This is a genomic window from Pseudomonas sp. A25(2017) (genome assembly GCF_002001065.1).
Classification (GTDB): Bacteria; Pseudomonadota; Gammaproteobacteria; order Pseudomonadales; family Pseudomonadaceae; genus Aquipseudomonas; species Aquipseudomonas kilonensis.
The window spans coordinates 21,865-39,519 of sequence record NZ_MUOA01000030.1 but is presented as its reverse complement, the minus strand read 5'-3'; the positions used below and the strand labels follow the sequence as shown (position 1 = coordinate 39,519).

Annotated in this window: 15 protein-coding genes; 8 read left to right on the top strand and 7 right to left on the bottom strand. The window is 62.9% G+C overall.

Annotated features, from left to right (window positions below; all coding sequences use genetic code 11):
• Window positions 1–142 precede the first annotated feature (142 nt).
• Window positions 143–1,459 (top strand): bifunctional DedA family/phosphatase PAP2 family protein, encoded by a 1,317-nt coding sequence (locus B0E42_RS01560; RefSeq protein ID WP_053189918.1) that lies wholly within the window; start codon window positions 143–145, stop codon window positions 1,457–1,459.
• A gap of 278 nt (window positions 1,460–1,737) precedes the next feature.
• Here B0E42_RS01560 and B0E42_RS01555 read toward each other — a convergent pair whose 3' ends face one another.
• From B0E42_RS01555 to B0E42_RS01545, 3 genes are read right to left on the bottom strand one after another with little or no spacing between them, the layout of a single operon-like run.
• Window positions 1,738–2,328, bottom strand: a complete 591-nt coding sequence (locus tag B0E42_RS01555; protein ID WP_014340384.1) for an LON peptidase substrate-binding domain-containing protein — start codon at window positions 2,326–2,328, stop codon at window positions 1,738–1,740.
• Between the two features lie 10 nt (window positions 2,329–2,338).
• Window positions 2,339–3,055 (bottom strand): LrgB family protein, encoded by a 717-nt coding sequence (locus B0E42_RS01550; protein ID WP_053182103.1) that lies wholly within the window; start codon window positions 3,053–3,055, stop codon window positions 2,339–2,341.
• Window positions 3,052–3,417, bottom strand: a complete 366-nt coding sequence (locus B0E42_RS01545; RefSeq protein ID WP_053125681.1) for a CidA/LrgA family protein — start codon at window positions 3,415–3,417, stop codon at window positions 3,052–3,054. Before B0E42_RS01545 ends, B0E42_RS01550 begins: the two co-directional genes overlap by 4 nt.
• A 337-nt stretch (window positions 3,418–3,754) precedes the next feature.
• On the opposite strand from B0E42_RS01545, the gene B0E42_RS01540 reads away from it, so the two are divergent.
• The 3 genes from B0E42_RS01540 (at window position 3,755) to B0E42_RS01530 (ending at window position 6,700) form a co-directional block, all read left to right on the top strand.
• On the top strand, window positions 3,755–4,210 hold the full coding sequence (locus B0E42_RS01540) for a MaoC family dehydratase (protein ID WP_003205908.1): 456 nt from the start codon (window positions 3,755–3,757) through the stop codon (window positions 4,208–4,210).
• Between the two features lie 102 nt (window positions 4,211–4,312).
• Window positions 4,313–6,031: a C13 family peptidase gene (locus tag B0E42_RS01535; RefSeq protein WP_053182107.1), complete on the top strand. Its 1,719-nt coding sequence runs from the start codon at window positions 4,313–4,315 to the stop codon at window positions 6,029–6,031.
• A 27-nt stretch (window positions 6,032–6,058) separates the two neighbouring features.
• On the top strand, window positions 6,059–6,700 hold the full coding sequence (locus B0E42_RS01530) for an oxidoreductase (protein ID WP_018611240.1): 642 nt from the start codon (window positions 6,059–6,061) through the stop codon (window positions 6,698–6,700).
• 191 nt (window positions 6,701–6,891) lie between these two features.
• Here the strand turns inward: B0E42_RS01530 and B0E42_RS01525 are convergent, their stop codons facing one another.
• The 4 genes from B0E42_RS01525 to B0E42_RS01510 all read right to left on the bottom strand — a co-directional run bounded on the left by B0E42_RS01525 (window position 6,892) and on the right by B0E42_RS01510 (window position 11,404).
• Entirely contained in the window at window positions 6,892–7,176 is a 285-nt protein-coding gene (locus B0E42_RS01525) for a YceK/YidQ family lipoprotein (RefSeq protein ID WP_018611242.1), read from the bottom strand.
• Window positions 7,169–7,801 carry a flavin prenyltransferase UbiX gene (ubiX, locus tag B0E42_RS01520; RefSeq protein WP_053189919.1) on the bottom strand — a complete coding sequence of 211 codons (633 nt, stop codon included), beginning with the start codon at window positions 7,799–7,801 and terminating at the stop codon, window positions 7,169–7,171. The genes B0E42_RS01525 and ubiX overlap by 8 nt, the downstream gene beginning before the upstream one ends.
• Window positions 7,798–9,147 (bottom strand): UDP-N-acetylmuramate:L-alanyl-gamma-D-glutamyl-meso-diaminopimelate ligase, encoded by a 1,350-nt coding sequence (gene mpl, locus B0E42_RS01515; RefSeq protein ID WP_077505398.1) that lies wholly within the window; start codon window positions 9,145–9,147, stop codon window positions 7,798–7,800. The genes ubiX and mpl overlap by 4 nt, the downstream gene beginning before the upstream one ends.
• A gap of 349 nt (window positions 9,148–9,496) precedes the next feature.
• Window positions 9,497–11,404 carry a sigma-54-dependent Fis family transcriptional regulator gene (locus tag B0E42_RS01510; protein WP_077505396.1) on the bottom strand — a complete coding sequence of 636 codons (1,908 nt, stop codon included), beginning with the start codon at window positions 11,402–11,404 and terminating at the stop codon, window positions 9,497–9,499.
• A 452-nt stretch (window positions 11,405–11,856) separates the two neighbouring features.
• Here B0E42_RS01510 and B0E42_RS01505 point away from each other — a divergent pair, with 452 nt between their 5' ends.
• From B0E42_RS01505 to eutC, 4 genes are all read left to right on the top strand, one after another.
• Window positions 11,857–13,377 carry an aldehyde dehydrogenase family protein gene (locus B0E42_RS01505; RefSeq protein ID WP_018611249.1) on the top strand — a complete coding sequence of 507 codons (1,521 nt, stop codon included), beginning with the start codon at window positions 11,857–11,859 and terminating at the stop codon, window positions 13,375–13,377.
• A 259-nt stretch (window positions 13,378–13,636) separates the two neighbouring features.
• Window positions 13,637–15,007: an ethanolamine permease gene (eat, locus tag B0E42_RS01500; RefSeq protein ID WP_018611251.1), complete on the top strand. Its 1,371-nt coding sequence runs from the start codon at window positions 13,637–13,639 to the stop codon at window positions 15,005–15,007.
• 368 nt (window positions 15,008–15,375) lie between these two features.
• Window positions 15,376–16,770 (top strand): ethanolamine ammonia-lyase subunit EutB, encoded by a 1,395-nt coding sequence (locus tag B0E42_RS01495; protein ID WP_003205921.1) that lies wholly within the window; start codon window positions 15,376–15,378, stop codon window positions 16,768–16,770.
• A gap of 11 nt (window positions 16,771–16,781) precedes the next feature.
• Window positions 16,782–17,606, top strand: a complete 825-nt coding sequence (gene eutC, locus B0E42_RS01490; RefSeq protein WP_077505394.1) for an ethanolamine ammonia-lyase subunit EutC — start codon at window positions 16,782–16,784, stop codon at window positions 17,604–17,606.
• The last annotated feature ends 49 nt before the right edge of the window (window positions 17,607–17,655 follow it).

Here is a 17,655-nt window from a genome sequence, read left to right as displayed (position 1 = left end):
GGAGCAAGGCTTGCCCGCGATGCAGGCGACACGGATCAACAGTAAGGTCGCGTCATCGTTCGTCGCGAGCAAGCTTTGCTCCCACAAGCTCTCCCCACAGTAAAAAACTGCATGCCAATCACTATTCAATGGAGTTGTATTTATGGGCCCATGGCTCGATAGCATCACCGGCTGGTTGACCGTCAACCCGCAATGGCTGGCGGTGGCGGTGTTCATCGTTGCCTGCGTGGAGTGCCTGGCCATTGCCGGCCTGATCGTGCCGGGTACGGTGCTGTTGTTTGCAATTGCCGTGCTGGCTGGCAGCGGCGCGTTGTCCTTGGGCGAGACGTTGCTGCTGGGCCTGCTTGGCGGGCTGCTCGGGGACCTGGTGTCATATTTCCTGGGGCGGCATTTCCACCAGAACATCCGGCGCCTGCCGGGGCTGCGGCATCACCCGGAATGGATGAGCGCTGCGGAAAGTTATTTCCAGCGCTACGGCATCGCCAGCCTGCTGGTGGGGCGTTTCATCGGCCCGCTACGGCCGATGTTGCCGATGGTGGCCGGGATGTGCGACATGCCGTTCCCGCGCTTCGCCGCCGTCAGCGTGTTGGCCGCGGCGGGCTGGACGGTGGCGTACCTGTTGCCGGGCTGGGCCACCGGGGCGGCGTTTCGCCTGCCACTGCCTGAAGGCTTCTGGCCTCAGGCCGGCGTGGTCATCGGCAGCATCGCGGTGATGATCGGGCTGAGCGTCAACAGCAGCATGCGCCGCCATCGCCATGCCACGGCACTGATCGCCGGCCTTGGCCTGGTGATCCTGATCGGCCTGTTCATCGGCTTTCGTTACCTGACGGCGTTCGACCAGGGCTTGATGGCCCTGGTCCAGGAGCACCGCAGCGCGACGCTGGATGAAATCGCCGTGACCTTCACGCTGATCGGCGAATTCCGCTACATGTTGATTGTCTGCAGCCTGGTGACCGGGTTACTGCTGTTGGCACGGCAATGGCGCCAGGCATTTTTTGCCGGGGGCACGATGCTGATTACCGCCCTGGCCAATACCGGCTTCAAACACTTTTTTGCCCGTGTGCGCCCGGAAATCCTCAGCGACCCGCTGACCAGCTACAGCATGCCCAGCGGCCACTCCTCCGGGGCATTCGCGCTGTTCCTGACCCTCGCTGTCCTGGCCGGCCGCGGCCAACCGCCACGCCTGCGCCTGACCTGGCTATTGCTGGGCTGCTTGCCGGCGCTGGCCATCGCCCTGTCGCGGGTCTACCTGGGCGCGCATTGGCCGAGCGACATCGCCGCCGGGGCGATGCTCGCCGCCAGCATCTGCGCGGCCGCCCTGTGGTTGAGCCAGCGCCAGAGCCCGCTACCGGCCATGCCGCCAAAAGTCTGGTGGCTGGTTCTGCCTGCACTGGTGGCGGTGTTCAGCTTCTTCGCCCTGCGGCACTTGCCGCATGCGATGTTGCGGTATGCCTATTGATGCCAGAGACACTGCACTCCACCTGTGGGAGCGAGCCTGCTCGCGATGACGACGGTACATTCAGCATTGATGCAAGCTGACACACCGCTATCGCGAGCAGGCTCGCTCCCACAGGGAGTTTGTGGTGAACATCCGATCCACGGGCATGAGGAACATTGTGGGAGCGGGCTTGCTCGCGAAGGCGGTGGATCAGTTAACACATGCGTTGGATGACACTCCGCCTTCGCGAGCAAGCCCGCTCCCACAGGGTCGGTGTTGTTCAGTGGATATGAGGGGTGTCAGGCGAAGAGCTCGCCCTGCAACTCATCGAGCAACGCCTGGATCGCATCCAGGCGCTGTTGCGGGTCGTCGAGTTGCAGCAGGTCGATCTTGTCCAGCTCGTTGAACGGCAGCAGGTAGGCCAGTTGATTGGCCAGCGATTGCTGGCCGGTCGCTTCGGTGCCCATGTTCAGCGCCTCGACCATCGGGTGCTCGGCCAGGGCCTTGAGCAGCGCCACCAGGTCGGCGTCTTCCTCTTGCAGCGGTTGCTCCGGCTCTTCCTCCAGCCACTCGACCTCGGCGACGGTCAGTTGATCCGCCTGGACGCTGCTGCCATGGACGATAAAGCGCCGCCCGCCCTGCACGCGAATGCCCAGCAGACCATTGTCCTGCTGGGAGAAATCGGTGATGCGCGCCTCACAACCGACCCGCGCATAGCCTTCAGGCGCGATGCCGACTTCCTCGCCATCGAGGATGCACACCACGCCGAAGCCTTCGCCCTTTTTCATGCAGCGCCCGATCATGTCGAGGTAGCGCGCCTCGAAAATCTGCAAGTCGAGGATGCAACCGGGGAACAGCACGGTGTTCAACGGGAAAAGCGGCAAGCTCATAACCAATTCCTTAAACCGTCATCGACACCACCAACGGCAGCAACACCGCCGTGGCCACGCCCATCAGACTCATCGCCAGCGCCGCAAAGGCGCCGGTTTCCTCGCTTTCCTGCAACGCCACCGACGTGCCCACGGCATGGGCCGCCAGCCCCAGGGCCATGCCCCGGGCCTCAGGGCTATGGACACCCAACCGGGTCAAAATGCTCGGGCCGAGAATCGCCCCAAGCACACCGGTGATCAACACGAACACCGCCGCCATCGCCGCCACACCGCCGATCTGCTCGGCCACCAGCATGGCGATCGGCGAAGTCACGGACTTGGGCGCCATGGTCATCAGAATCATGTGCTCGGCACCGAAGGTCCAGCCCAACACCACCGCAGAGCCGGTGGCAAACACCCCAGCTATCACCAGCGTAGTAAAAATCGGCCAGAACAACTGCCGGATCCGTCGCAGGTTCAAATACAGCGGCACCGCCAGCGCGACCGTGGCCGGGCCCAGCAAGATGCTGAGGATCTCGGTGCTCTTGCGGTATTCGGCATAGTCGATGCCGCAACCGACGAGCACGACGATCAACAGTACCATCGACATCAGCACCGGTTGCAGGAACACCCAGCGGGTCTTCTCGAACGCCGCCAGCACCAGTTGATAGGCGCCCAGGGTAATGCCGATGCCGAACAGCGGATGGTGAATCACCGAAGTCCAGGCACCTTGCCAGTCGAGCATCATTGGCTGTCCTCCGGGGCGGCGACGTGACGCCGGGCCAGGCGCTGCATCAGCACGCCCGTCAACGCCACGGACAGCACCAGCGACAAGGTCAACGCGCCGACGATGGCCCAGAAATCGGCGGCAATCGCCCCGGCGTAAACCATCACCCCCACGGCGGGCGGCACCAGCAGCAAGGGCAGATAACGCAGCAGGCTGCCGGCGGCCAGGTTCAACGGCTCGCTGACTTCGCCGCGCACCACCAGATAACCCAGCAACAGCAGCAGACCAATGATCGGCCCCGGCAGCACCGGCAAGAACAAATGATTGATCGCAGTGCCCAGCAATTGAAACAGCACCAGCCAGGTCAGGCCCCGTAGCAACATCCGCTCTCTCCCCCACAAACACCCATGAACCCCGCCCCGTAGAAACCACCTGCAGAAGCTGCCTGTAGGAGCTGTCGAGTGCAACGAGGCTGCGATCTTTCCCCTGCCAATTGAGTCTGAAGCGAAAAATCAACAAATCAAAAGATCGCAGCCTTCGGCAGCTCCTACAGGGAGTAACCAGACGACACATTTAAACACGCCCGCGCTATGGTTCGGCATTCGTAAAAAGCATGGTCGATGACCTTCCCTGCGCGCCATGTTGATCTACAGTGGTTCTCCGGGGATGCCGATCCCCGCTCCAGAAAAAGTAAAACCGATGAACCCAAGGAGAGTCTCAATGCCCTACGTCCCCGTTGCAGCGCTCAAAGATTATGTCGGCAAGGAACTTGGACGTTCCGAATGGCTCACCATCGATCAGGAGCGCATCAACCTGTTCGCCGAAGCCACTGGCGACTTTCAGTTCATCCACGTCGATCCGGTCAAGGCCGCGCAGACCCCGTTTGGCAGCACCATCGCCCACGGTTTCCTGTCGCTGTCGCTGATGCCCAAGCTGATGGAAGACATCCTGATCCTGCCCGAGGGCGTGAAAATGGTCGTCAACTACGGGCTGGACAGCGTGCGCTTCATCCAACCGGTGAAGGTCGATTCCAAGGTCCGGCTCAAGGTCGACCTGGTGGAAGTCACCGAGAAAAAACCTGGCCAATGGCTGCTCAAGGCCACCGCCACGCTGGAGATCGAAGGTTCGGAAAAACCGGCCTACATCGCCGAGCCGCTGTCGCTCTGCTTCGTGTAAACCTGCGCGGTCGCGAAACCGCTCAGGCAGTTTCGCATCGCTTCTCTGTATCCAAGGGGCATAGCTGCGGCATACTCGTGGCCTGATGACCTGGATCCCGTTATGCGCTTATTCGTCCCACTGACCCTGACCCTGCTGCTCACCGCCTGTGGCAACAGCGAATCGCCGCTGCCTCCCGACGCGCGCCTGCCCGACGGCGGCCGCTATCGCGGCGACCTGGTGGACGGGTTGCTGCAAGGCCAGGGGCGCATCGACTACCCCAACGGCAGCTGGTACGCCGGGCAGTTCGACAAAGGCCAGTGGCACGGCACCGGGGAATGGCATGGCAGCAATGGCGAGGTCTATCGCGGCCAACTCCAGCAAGGCCTGTTCCACGGCCAGGGCAGCCTGACCACACCCACCAGCAGCTACACCGGCGGCTTCAAGCTGGGGCGGCGGGACGGTGAAGGGACGCTCAAGGAAAACGGCATGACCTACCGGGGCGAGTTCAAGGCCGACCGCTACACCGGCCTCGGACGCCTGGAACTCGACGACGGCAGCCAGTACCAGGGCCCGTTCGTCAACGGCAAGCCCAACGGCGAAGGCCAGCGCTTCGATGCCAGCGGCAACCAGTTCACCGGCCATTTTGTCGACGGGCAACTGCAAGGCAAGGGCACCTTCAACAGTGCCGATGGCGATGTCTACATCGGCGGTTTCAAAAACAACCAGCTCAACGGTCGCGGTCGCTACGAAAATGCCGACGGCGATGTCTGGATCGGGCAGTTCAAGGATGGCGCACTGACCGGCAAGGGCGAACTGATCGGTGCCGACGGCAGCCACTATCTCGGTCAATTCAATGATTGGCGCTTTACCGGCGAAGGCCGCCTGAACCTGCCCGACGGCAGTTTTTACGTCGGCCAGTTCGAAAGCGACAGTTACCACGGGCGCGGCACCCTGGCGCTGACCGACGGCACCGTGCAAAGCGGCACCTGGGCCAACGGCCAGCGGGTGCGCGACGCTGACGGCAGGCTGCTGCCGGATGTCCTCGAACTCGGCCTGCTGGCCCAGGGCCGACTGCTGGAGGACGCCCTGGCCAACATCCCGGCCTCGACCCCGGCGGTGGAGCTGTACAGCCTGACCCTGGGTGGCGACGGCAAGCAAAGCGTGTTCCTGCGCGAATCCGACTATGTCGCCAACATGCTCACCAGCCGTTTCGGCGCATTCGGCCAGATCCGCCTGGTGAACCACCGCGATCACCTCGGCGACCGGCCCATGGCCAGCCGCGAAAGCCTGCGCCGCGCCGCCGCCACCCTGGCCGAACGCAGCGGCCCGGAAGACCTGATTTTCATCTACCTGACCAGCCACGGCACCAGCGAGCATGAACTGGTGCTCGACCAGCCGCGCATGGAACTGGCCGACCTGCCCGCCGATGAACTGGCCGTGGTCCTCGCACCACTGAAGAACCGCGACAAGATCGTGGTGATCTCGGCCTGTTATTCCGGTGGTTTCATCCCGGTACTCAAGGATGAACGCACGCTGATCATGACCGCTTCCCGGGCCGACCGGGTGTCCTTCGGCTGCTCCGAGGAGGCCAACTTCACCTATTTCGGCGATGCGTTGTTCGCCCAGGCATTGAACCAGACCGACGACCTGGAGCAGGCCTTCAAGCGGGCCAAGGCCACCGTGGCCGAGCGCGAACAGGCCGACAACTTCGAAGCCTCCGAACCACAGATGTGGGCGCCGAGGACGGTCCTTTCCCACTGGCAACTGCTGCGCAAACAGCAGGCACGTAAAGCATTGCAAAGTGCTGCATTGAACGACGAGGCGACAAAGAGCAACTAAGCTGAACCGTATCAAGGGGGAAACACTATGTACTTGACGCCTCAGCATGTTTTGCTCGCCGGTGCGACCGGGCTGACCGGGGAACACCTACTGGACCGGCTGCTCAACGAGCCGACCATCACTCGCGTCTTGGCGCCTTCACGCCGGCCACTGGCTGAACATCCACACTTGGAAAACCCGGTTGGGGAGCCGGCCCAGGTGCTGCCTCAACTCAGTGGCCAGGTCGATATCGCCTTCTGCTGCCTCGGCACGACCATCAAGAAAGCCGGCTCTGAAGCAGCCTTTCGCGCGGTGGACCTGGACCTGGTGGTGACGTTTGCCAAGCGCGCCCGGGAACTGGGCGCACGGCACCTGGTGGTGATCAGCGCGCTGGGGGCCGACGCCAAGTCATCGATCTTCTACAACCGGGTCAAAGGTGAAATGGAGGCGGCACTCAAGGCCCAGGGCTGGCCGCAACTGACCATTTGCCGGCCTTCCCTGCTGCTGGGCGACCGGGTTGAACCGCGCCTGGCCGAGCAACTGGCCGGACCGCTGTCGAAGCTGATCCCGGGCAAGTACCACGGCATCGAAGCCTGCCAACTGGCCCGCGCCATGTGGCGTCTGGCGCTGGAAGAGCAGGATGGGGTGCGGGTGGTGGAGTCGGATGAGTTGCGTAAGCTCGGCAAATAAAGTGACATCTGGGACAGCGCGATCATTGTGGCGAGGGGATTTATCCCCGCTGGGCTGCGAAGCGGCCCCCAAATGGCCCAAAGTGTCATGCAGCTGCCAGGGGTAATAGCCCAGTCTTTGGGGACTGCTTCGCAGCCCAGCGGGGATAAATCCCCTCGCCACAGATAGATCCTTCAACACAGTTAGATCTTTTACAACCCACCTGTAGCCTGAAACCCCACACCTATCGCCGTAAACAACGACAACGGCAACAACAAGGTATCGAGCAGCGCACTGCCCGGCAGATCGAGCCCCGGGTAACGCGGTGCCTCGGCACCAAAGCGGTCCTTGGCGCAGCAACCACCGTTGAGGGCGTACAGATCCAGGCGCGTGCCCGCATACACCACCGGCGCCCCCGGCTTGGCGGCGTCGAGGGTGCGGGCGGTGGCGCAGCCGGTCAGTTGCAGCGCCAGCAGCACGATCAGCAGCTTATTCATCACTGCTCAAATGGTGCTCGCCCCAACGAGGCAGCATGTCTTGAGGGATGTTCAGCAGATTGAGGATCCGCGCGACCACGAAATCGATCAGGTCATCAATGGTCTGCGGCTGGTGATAGAAACCCGGCGAGGCCGGCAGGATCGTCACGCCCATGTTCGACAGCTTGAGCATGTGCTCCAGGTGAATGCTCGAATACGGCGCTTCCCGCGGCACCAGGATCAACTGGCGGCGCTCCTTGAGCGTGACGTCCGCCGCCCGCTCGATCAGGTTGTTGCAGGCCCCGGTGGCAATCGCCGACAGCGTCCCGGTGGAACACGGCACCACCACCATGGCGGCCGGCGCGCCGGAGCCCGAGGCCACTGGCGACATCCAGTCTTCCTTGCCATACACGCGAATCTGCCCCGCCGCCGCACCGGTGTATTCGGTGAGGAAGGCTTGCATCATCTGGGTCTTGGACGGCAGGGTCACGTCGGTCTCGGTGGCCATCACCAGCTGCGCGGCCTTGGAGATCAGGAAATGCACCTCACGGTCTTCTCGCACCAGGCAATCGAGCAGGCGCAAGCCGTACTGGGCGCCGGACGCACCGGTCATCGCCAGCGTGATGCGCTCCGGACCATTGCTCATTTCAGCGCCTCGGCGAGTTTGCCGTGCAGGCCGCCGAAGCCGCCGTTGCTCATGATCACCACGTGGGTGCCGGGCTGGGCCTGGCTCTTCACGCGCTCGATGATGCCTTCCAGGGAATCGCTGACAATCGACGGCACCGTGCACAGCGCGGCGGTGGCGCCGAGGTCCCAGCCGAGGTTGGTCGGCGCGTACCAGATCACCTGGTCGGCATCGACCACGCTTTCCGGCAGGCCGTCACGGTGCGCGCCGAGCTTCATGGAATTGGAACGCGGCTCGATGATCGCGATCAGCGGCGCATCGCCGATGCGCTTGCGCAAACCGTCGAGGGTAGTGGCGATGGCGGTCGGGTGGTGGGCGAAGTCGTCATAGATGGTGATGCCGCGCACTTCGGCGACCTTCTCCATCCGCCGCTTCACGCTCTTGAACGCGCTCAACGCGGCAATGCCCATGGACGGCACCACGCCGACATGCCGGGCCGCCGCCAAGGTCGCCAGGGCGTTGGCGACGTTGTGCTGGCCGGTCATGTCCCACTCGACCACGCCTTGGGACTGGCCTTCGAACATGACTTCGAACTGCGAACCGTCATCCTTGAGCAACTTCACCTGCCACTGCCCACCCGCACCGGTGGTTTGCACCGGGGTCCAGCAACCCATCTCGATCACACGTTGCAAGGCCGGCTCGGTGGTCGGGTGAATCACCAGGCCCTCGCTGGGGATGATGCGCACCAAATGGTGGAACTGCCGCTCGATGGCCGGCAGATCGGGGAAGATGTCCGCATGATCGAACTCAAGGTTATTGAGGATCGCGGTGCGGGGACGGTAGTGGACGAATTTCGAGCGCTTGTCGAAAAACGCGCTGTCGTATTCGTCGGCCTCGATCACGAAGAACGGCGTGCCACCCAGGCGCGCCGACACCGAGAAATTCTGCGGCACGCCACCGATCAGGAAACCCGGGCTCATGCCCGCGTGCTCCAGGACCCAGGCGAGCATGCTGCTGGTGGTGGTCTTGCCGTGGGTACCGGCCACAGCGAGGACCCAACGGCCCTGCAACACGTGATCGGCCAGCCACTGCGGCCCGGACACGTACGGCAGGCCCTTATTGAGCACGTACTCCACCGCCGGGTTGCCACGGGACATGGCGTTGCCGATGACCACCAGGTCCGGCGCCGGGTCCAGTTGCGCCGGGTCATAACCTTGGGTCAGTTCGATGCCCTGAGCTTCCAGCTGAGTGCTCATCGGCGGGTAGACGTTGGCGTCGGAGCCGGTCACGTGATGACCCAGCTCCTTGGCCAGGACCGCCATCGAACCCATGAAAGTGCCGCAAATACCGAGAATATGGATGTGCATAGTCGACCTCGTAAAACATGGCCGCAGGTTAGCGTAGGGAGGGGGAAATCGCACCTTGTGTTTGAGCCCCCGGTGCACAGACGGCCTTCTGTGGGAGCAAGGCTTGCCCGCGATAGCGGTGGATCAGCTTGCAGCGATATTGAATGTGCCGACGTCATCGCGAGCAAGCTCGCTCCCACAAATAAATGTACAAGCTGGCTTTTGTGGCGAGGGGATTTATCCCCGTTGGGCTGCGCAGCGGCCCCTAAACCAGGTAACTCGGCGTGCCAGTAAGATTGAGCTCACTGCTTTAGGGCTGCTGCGCAGCCCAGCGGGGATAAATCCCCTCGCCACAAAGGCAGTCAGTGCTTTATCGGGCAATCGCGTGTTTACGCAGCTTGCGGTAAAGGGTATTGCGGCTGATCCCCAGTTGTTCGGCCGTGTGGGTCATGTGCCAGCGCTGGCGCTCCAGTGCATCGAGCAGCGCCAGGCGCTCGGCATCCGCCAGCGGCCGCTCCGCTACCGTTTCAACCAGCGCAATCGACGGACGCTGGCGGATCATGGCTGGCAAGTCCTCCAACCCGATCCGCCCGCCATCGCACAGCGCGGCAAGGGTTCGCAGCACATTGCGCAGTTGCCGCACGTTGCCCGGCCAGTCGAACGCCAGCAACGCCTGGCGCGCCGGTTCGTCGATGGACACCGTCTCAGCCCCACTCTCTTCAGCCAAGAGGAAATCCAGCAACTGCGACTTGTCGCTGCGTTCGCGCAACGCCGGCAGCGGGATTTCCAGGCCGTTGAGGCGGTAGTACAAATCCTCGCGAAAACTGCCGTCCTGCACCCGCTCCAGCAACTGCCGGTGGGTGGCGCTGATGATGCGCACGTTCACCGCCTCGGGCTCGCCGCCGATGGGCACCACCTGGCGGTCTTCCAGCACCCGCAGCAAACGGGTCTGCAGGGCCAGGGGCATGTCGCCGATTTCATCGAGGAACAGCGTGCCGCCGTCAGCCTGTTGCAACTTGCCACGCATGCCTTCCTTGCGCGCGCCGGTGAAGCTGCCGCCGCGATAACCGAACAGCTCGCTCTCAATCAGGCTTTCCGGGATGGCCGCGCAGTTGAGGGCGACAAAATGCTTGCCGGCGCGCTGGCTGGCGTGGTGCACGGCCTTGGCGAACGCCTCCTTGCCGGAGCCGGTTTCGCCCTGGATCAGCAGCGGCACATCGCGCTCGAACACCCGCAGCGCCTTGCGAAAATGCTCCTGCAACGCCGCATCCCCCAGGCAGATGCCTGGCAGGCGAGCGGGCTCGATGGCCTTGAGCAGCGGCGCAACCGGCACCGGCACACTGCGCGGCTGACCACGCAACACGGCGAACAAATGCCGACCGTCACGGGTGCGCAGCGGCCAGCTCGCACTGGCACTTACACTCGCGCGGCCAAGTAATTCGTCCAACGAACAGTCGAAAAAGTCCTCCACCCGCTGGCCCAGCAAGCCGCCGCGAATATGCCCCAAGAGGTTCAGCGCGCTCTGGTTGACGGCGCTGATCCGCCCTTCGCCGTCGAACGCCAGCAAGCCTTCGCTGAACAGCCCTACGGACTCGGCCTGCAAGTGAAAGCGCAGCAGCCATTGATTGTCGAAGCAACGGAGGAAATAGCAGCTCTCGATCATCTTCGCCGAGAGATTGACCAGGGCCATGGTGTGGAACTGGCTCTGGCGCGACACGTCCGGCCGGGCCGACGACACGTCGAGCACCGCCAGCAGTTCGCCCTGGGGGTCGAAGACCGGGCTGGCCGAGCAGGTCAGGCCGGTGTGGCGGCCACGAAAATGTTCTTCCTGGTGGATGGTCAGGGCCTGGCGTTCCACCAGGCAGGTGCCGATGCCGTTGGTGCCTTCGCAGGCTTCGCTCCAATCGGCGCCGAGCCAGAGGCCGGCCCGTTCGAAAATCTTCCGTTCGCTGGGGGCGGTGACGCAGTTGAGGATCACGCCTCGGGCGTCGGTGAGCAGCACCGCGTGGCCGGCGCCGGAGAGTTGCTGGTGCAGGCTGGTCATTTCATTGCCGGCGATGTGCAGCACCTGTTGCAAGCGCTCGCGGCTTTCCAGCACCCGGCCATGTTCGAGCACCGTCGGCGCCAGGTTCTGGGCCGGGTCGAGGTGATAGTCCTCGAGGCAGCGCAGCCAGGAACGGGCAATCGACGGATCGCTGCCAGGCCCCTGCAAATGGGCCTTGCCCTGGGTGACCGTCAGGACTTGCTGGGCATGGCGACTCAAATGGTTGCTGTGCATGTTCTTATTATTCTCCCCAAAGGTTGCGGCCTGCTGGAGCAACTGTCGAACCTGGCCCCTGTGGGAGCAAGGCTTGCCCGCGATGAACGATGACGCGCAGGTCAGTTGAACCGCGTCGAGGCTATCGCGGGCAAGCCTTGCTCCCACAGACCTTACCCCCACAGACCTTTGTTCCCGCAGGAGCTGTGCTGAATGTCCAGCATCCTCCAGCCCAACCACCTTTGCAATGCTGGCGCGACCTGCCGGTCACAGACTGTCTCGCATCTGGCACAAACTGTCACACCCCGCGTATCGCAACCGCGACACAGCCCCTCCGTTTGTCCGACCAACTCCTCCTAAAGTCTTGATTTACGGGCCCTGCAAGGCAATGGCCCGACCTTTGCTCTAGGCTTAAGTACCAGCGCGTTTTTGCGCGGCTCCCCAATAAGCACAAAAGCCAAGGAGAACTCATCATGCGTTACGCTCACCCCGGTACTGAAGGCGCTATCGTTTCGTTCAAGGCTAAATACGGTAACTACATCGGCGGCGAATTCGTCGCGCCTGTCAAAGGTCAGTACTTCACCAATACGTCCCCGGTCAATGGCCAGCCCATTGCCGAATTCCCGCGCTCCACGGCCGAAGACATCGAAAAAGCCCTGGACGCCGCCCACGCTGCCGCGGATGCCTGGGGTGCCACGTCGGCCCAGGCGCGTTCGCTGGTCCTGTTGAAAATCGCCGACCGCATCGAAGCCAACCTCGAAGTCCTGGCGATCACCGAATCCTGGGACAACGGCAAGGCCGTGCGCGAAACCCTCAACGCCGACATCCCCCTGGCCGCCGACCACTTCCGCTACTTCGCCGGTTGCCTGCGGGCCCAGGAAGGCAGCGCCGCCGAGATCGACGGCAACACCGTGGCCTACCACATCCATGAACCGCTGGGCGTGGTCGGGCAGATCATCCCGTGGAACTTCCCGCTGCTGATGGCCGCCTGGAAACTCGCCCCGGCCCTGGCCGCCGGTAACTGCGTGGTGCTCAAGCCGGCCGAGCAAACGCCGCTGGGCATCTGCGTGCTCATGGAGCTGATCGGCGACCTGCTGCCGCCTGGCGTGCTGAACGTGGTGCAAGGTTTCGGCAAAGAAGCCGGCGAAGCCCTCGCCACCAGCAAGCGCATCGCCAAGATCGCCTTCACCGGTTCCACCCCGGTGGGCTCGCACATCATGAAATGCGCCGCCGAGAACATCATCCCGTCTACCGTAGAACTGGGCGGCAAATCGCCGAACATTTTCTTCGAAGACATCATGCAAGCCGAGCCGAGCTTCATTGAAAAAGCCGCCGAAGGCCTGGTGCTGGCGTTCTTCAACCAGGGCGAAGTCTGTACCTGCCCATCCCGCGCCCTGGTGCAGGAGTCGATCTACGACGAATTCATGCAAGTGGTGATGAAGAAAGTCCTGCAGATCAAACGCGGCGACCCGCTGGACACCGAGACCATGGTCGGCGCCCAGGCGTCCGAGCAGCAATTCGACAAGATTCTTTCGTACCTGGAAATCGCCAAGGGCGAAGGCGCCGAGCTGCTGACCGGTGGCAAGGTGGAAAAACTCGAGGGCAACCTGGCGACCGGGTATTACATCCAGCCGACCCTGCTCAAGGGCACCAACAAAATGCGCGTGTTCCAGGAAGAAATCTTTGGCCCAGTGGTGAGCATCACCACCTTCAAGGACGAAGCCGAAGCCCTGGCGATCGCCAACGACACCGAGTTCGGCCTCGGCGCCGGCCTCTGGACCCGCGACATCAACCGCGCCTACCGCATGGGCCGGGCGATCAAGGCCGGTCGCGTCTGGACCAACTGCTACCACCTGTACCCGGCGCACGCCGCGTTCGGTGGCTACAAGAAGTCCGGCGTGGGTCGTGAGACGCACAAGATGATGCTCGACCATTACCAGCAGACCAAGAATTTGCTGGTGAGCTATGACATCAATCCGTTGGGGTTCTTCTAAGGAAACCGGGCGAGACAGGTTGTTCTGTTTCGTCCTTTAGATAGCTTTCGCGAGCAAGCCCGCTCCCACACAGGATTTGTGGATGGCGCTCCAGTTTCGGCTGGCCCAACTCTCCTGTGGGAGCGGGCTTGCTCGCGAAGGCGTCCTCACTCACACACAGAATCAATGCCCCACCGCTCTGGCATGAGCCTTGCGTGCCCGCTCCACAGCAATCCCGAAAGTCCAGCAGATCAAACAATAAAAAAGACAGAGAGGACTTATGACTTCTACCACTCAACTCAAACCCACACTCGGCACCCTGCATTTATGGGGCATCGCCGTCGGTCTGGTGATTTCCGGCGAATACTTCGGCTGGAGCTACGGCTGGGGCACCGCAGGGACCCTCGGGTTTCTCGTCACCGCCCTCATGGTGGCGTTGATGTACACCTGTTTCATCTTCAGTTTCACCGAACTGACCACCGCAATTCCTCACGCCGGCGGGCCTTTTGCCTATAGCCGACGGGCCTTTGGCGAGAAAGGCGGATTGATCGCCGGGATCGCCACCCTGATCGAATTCGTCTTTGCGCCCCCGGCCATCGCCATGGCGATTGGCGCCTACCTCAACGTGCAATTCCCCGAGCTGGACCCCAAGCTCGCGGCGGTCGGCGCGTACATCATATTTATGACCCTGAACATCCTCGGCGTCAGCATCGCCGCTGCGTTCGAGCTGGTGGTCACCGTGCTGGCGGTCGCCGAGTTGCTGGTGTTCATGGGCGTGGTCGCGCCGGGCTTCAGCTTCAGTAACTTCGTGCTCAACGGCTGGGCCGGCTCCAATGAGTTCAGCCTCGCCTCGATCCCGGGCATTTTTGCCGCGATCCCCTTCGCGATCTGGTTCTTCCTCGCCATCGAAGGCGCGGCCATGGCCGCCGAAGAAGCCAAGGACCCGAAACGCACGATCCCCCGCGCTTACGTCAGCGGCATCCTGACCCTGGTGTTCCTGGCCATCGGCGTGATGATCATGGCCGGCGGCGTGGGTGACTGGCGCCAACTGTCGAACATCAACGACCCGCTGCCCCAGGCCATGAAGGCCGTGGTCGGCAACGATTCAACGTGGATGCACATGCTGGTGTGGATCGGCCTGTTCGGCCTGGTGGCGAGCTTCCACGGGATCATCCTCGGCTACTCGCGGCAATTCTTCGCCTTGGCCCGGGCCGGTTACCTGCCCCGTGGCCTGGCGAAACTGTCGCGCTTCCAGACCCCGCACCGGGCGATCCTGGCCGGCGGCGTCATCGGCATCGCGGCGATCTACAGCGATGGCCTGGTCAACCTGCAAGGCATGAGCCTGACGGCGGCGATGATCACCATGTCGGTGTTCGGCGCCATCGTGATGTACATCATCAGCATGCTCAGCCTGTTCAGATTGCGTAAGACCGAACCGAACCTGGAACGCACCTTCCGCGCGCCGGGCTACCCGATCGTGCCGGGCATTGCGCTGTTCCTGGCGGTGGTGTGCCTGGTGGCGATGGCGTGGTTCAACACCGTGATCGGGCTGGTGTTCCTCGGTTTCATGATTGTTGGCTACCTGTATTTCCAACTGACCGCCAAGCAACGCTCCGATGCACCGGCGGACGCTATGCTCACAGGTATCTGAAGTTGCACCGGCACCGGGCCGAGGGCCTGGTGCCTGCTATTTAAAAGTGCACGCAGCTCCCTTCCTGTGTAGGAAAACTCTTGGGAAGGACTCTGTGGGAAGGACTCTGTGGGAGGGGCTCTGTGGGAGGGGCTCTGTGGGAGGCTCTGTGGGAGGCTCTGTGGGAGCAAAGCTTGCTCGCGATAGCGGTGTATCAGTGGAGAATACTTTTCTGACACTCCGCTATCGCGAGCAAGCTTTGCTCCCACAAGGTTCTCCCACTGGGCTCTCTCACTGGGTTCTCCCACTGAGCTCTCCCACTGGGTTCTTCCACAGAGTTGGATCTACGGTGTATTTGAGTATTTAGAGAACCAGGAGGACACCGCCCCATGGCCGCATTCGCCCATTCCGTCGGCGCCCAGACCTACCGCTTCGACAGCCTCAAAGACCTGATGGCCAAGGCCAGCCCGGCGCGTTCCGGGGATTTTCTGGCCGAGGTCGCGGCGCTCAACGATGGTGAGCGCGTGGCCGCGCAAATGGCGCTGGCCGACCTGCCCCTCAGCCATTTCCTGCAAGAAATGCTGATTCCTTACGAGGTCGACGAAGTCACCCGGCTGATCGTCGACACTCACGATAAACAAGCTTTCGCCACCGTCAGCCACCTCACCGTCGGCGGTTTTCGCGATTGGCTGCTCAGCGACGCCGCCGATGAACAGAGCCTGCGGGCGCTGGCCCCCGGCCTGACGCCGGAAATGGTCGCCGCCGTGTCGAAGATCATGCGCGTGCAAGACCTGGTGCTGGTGGCGCAGAAAATCCGCGTGGTCACCAAATTCCGCGGCACCCTCGGCCTGCGCGGGCGCCTGTCCACCCGCCTGCAACCCAACCACCCCACCGACGAACCGGCCGGCATCGCCGCGAGCATCCTCGACGGCCTGCTCTACGGCAACGGCGACGCCATGATCGGCATCAACCCGGCCACCGACAGCACCGCCTCGATCTGCGCGATGCTGGAAATGCTCGACGCCATCATCCAGCGCTACGACATTCCCACCCAGGGCTGCGTGCTGACCCACGTCACCACCTCCATCGAAGCAGCGAACCGCGGCGTGCCCCTGGACCTGGTGTTCCAGTCCATCGCCGGCACCGAAGCGGCCAACGCCAGTTTCGGCATCAGCCTGAGCGTCTTGAAAGAAGGCTACGACGCCGGGCTCAGCCTGAATCGCGGCACCTTGGGCAACAACCTGATGTATTTCGAAACCGGCCAGGGCAGCGCGCTGTCAGCCAACGCCCACCACGGCGTCGATCAACAGACCTGCGAGACCCGGGCCTACGCCGTGGCGCGACATTTCAACCCGTTTCTGGTGAATACGGTTGTAGGATTCATCGGCCCCGAGTACCTGTACAACGGCAAACAGATCATCCGCGCCGGCCTCGAAGACCACTTCTGCGGCAAGTTGCTGGGCGTGCCGATGGGTTGCGACATCTGCTACACCAACCACGCCGAAGCCGACCAGGACGACATGGACACCCTGCTGACCCTGCTGGGCGTGGCCGGGATCAACTTCATCATGGGCATCCCCGGCTCCGACGACATCATGCTCAACTACCAGACCACCTCGTTCCACGACGCCCTCTACGCCCGCCAGACCCTGGGCCTGAAGCCGGCGCCGGAATTCGAAACGTGGCTGGCGAACATGGGCATCTTCACCCAGGCCGATGGCCGGGTGCGGTTCGGCGACAACCTGCCACCGGCGTTCCGTCACGCCCTCGCGCATTTGGGATGAGAGAACTGCCCATGGATAAAAAACCTGTCGACCCACAAAACCCTTGGTTGAATCTGCGCAACCTCACCCCGGCACGCATCGCCCTGGGGCGCACTGGCACCAGCCTGCCGACCTCGGCGCAACTGGATTTCCAGTTCGCCCACGCCCAGGCCCGCGATGCGGTGCACCTGGCGTTCGATCATCAGGGCATTCGCGCGCAACTGAGCGAGCGCGGCCGCGAGAGCCTGTTGCTCCACAGCGCGGCGACCGACCGACACAGTTATCTACAGCGCCCGGACCTGGGCCGACGGCTCGACGACGCCTCAGCGCAGGTCCTGCAGGATTACGCGGCGGCCCACCCTGGCGGCGTGGATCTGGCCATCGTCGTGGCTGACGGCCTGTCGGCGCTGGCGGTGCATCGCCATACCTTGCCGTTCCTGGCGCGGCTGGAAGAGCAGATCGCTGCTGACGGTTGGTCTGTGTCGCCCATCGTTTTAGTGGAGCAAGGCCGCGTCGCCGTGGCCGATGAAGTGGCGCAGCGGCTCGGCGCAAAAATGTCAGTGATCCTGATCGGCGAACGCCCCGGCCTCAGCTCCCCCGACAGCCTGGGGCTGTATTTCACCTACGCCCCCAAGGTCGGCCTGACCGATGCGTATCGCAACTGCATCTCCAATGTCCGCCTCGAAGGCCTGAGCTACGGCATGGCGGCCCATCGCCTGATTTACCTGATGCGCGAGGCCTGTCGCCGGCAGCTTTCAGGGGTCAATCTGAAGGACGAAGCCCAGGTTCACACTCTGGATTCGGAAAACGCTGCCAATATGAAAGGTAATTTCCTACTGGCGCCGCCCCGAAACTGATCCGTTTATCCGATTGCGTTTTTGATCCGCTTTCAGGCAGCATCAAAAG

Bases quoted from the DNA above. Each gene is read 5' to 3' on its own strand.
- B0E42_RS01545 (WP_053125681.1), bottom strand. From the start codon at position 3,417: ATGTTGCTACGGGGCCTGACCTGGCTGGTGCTGTTTCAATTGCTGGGC.
- B0E42_RS01525 (WP_018611242.1), bottom strand. From the start codon at position 7,176: ATGAATAAGCTGCTGATCGTGCTGCTGGCGCTGCAACTGACCGGCTGC.
- B0E42_RS01530 (WP_018611240.1), top strand. From the start codon at position 6,059: ATGTACTTGACGCCTCAGCATGTTTTGCTCGCCGGTGCGACCGGGCTG.
- ubiX (WP_053189919.1), bottom strand. From the start codon at position 7,801: ATGAGCAATGGTCCGGAGCGCATCACGCTGGCGATGACCGGTGCGTCC.
- eutC (WP_077505394.1), top strand. From the start codon at position 16,782: ATGGATAAAAAACCTGTCGACCCACAAAACCCTTGGTTGAATCTGCGC.
- mpl (WP_077505398.1), bottom strand. From the start codon at position 9,147: ATGCACATCCATATTCTCGGTATTTGCGGCACTTTCATGGGTTCGATG.
- B0E42_RS01560 (WP_053189918.1), top strand. From the start codon at position 143: ATGGGCCCATGGCTCGATAGCATCACCGGCTGGTTGACCGTCAACCCG.
- B0E42_RS01495 (WP_003205921.1), top strand. From the start codon at position 15,376: ATGGCCGCATTCGCCCATTCCGTCGGCGCCCAGACCTACCGCTTCGAC.
- B0E42_RS01510 (WP_077505396.1), bottom strand. From the start codon at position 11,404: ATGCACAGCAACCATTTGAGTCGCCATGCCCAGCAAGTCCTGACGGTC.
- B0E42_RS01535 (WP_053182107.1), top strand. From the start codon at position 4,313: ATGCGCTTATTCGTCCCACTGACCCTGACCCTGCTGCTCACCGCCTGT.
- B0E42_RS01550 (WP_053182103.1), bottom strand. From the start codon at position 3,055: ATGATGCTCGACTGGCAAGGTGCCTGGACTTCGGTGATTCACCATCCG.
- B0E42_RS01540 (WP_003205908.1), top strand. From the start codon at position 3,755: ATGCCCTACGTCCCCGTTGCAGCGCTCAAAGATTATGTCGGCAAGGAA.
- B0E42_RS01505 (WP_018611249.1), top strand. From the start codon at position 11,857: ATGCGTTACGCTCACCCCGGTACTGAAGGCGCTATCGTTTCGTTCAAG.
- eat (WP_018611251.1), top strand. From the start codon at position 13,637: ATGACTTCTACCACTCAACTCAAACCCACACTCGGCACCCTGCATTTA.
- B0E42_RS01555 (WP_014340384.1), bottom strand. From the start codon at position 2,328: ATGAGCTTGCCGCTTTTCCCGTTGAACACCGTGCTGTTCCCCGGTTGC.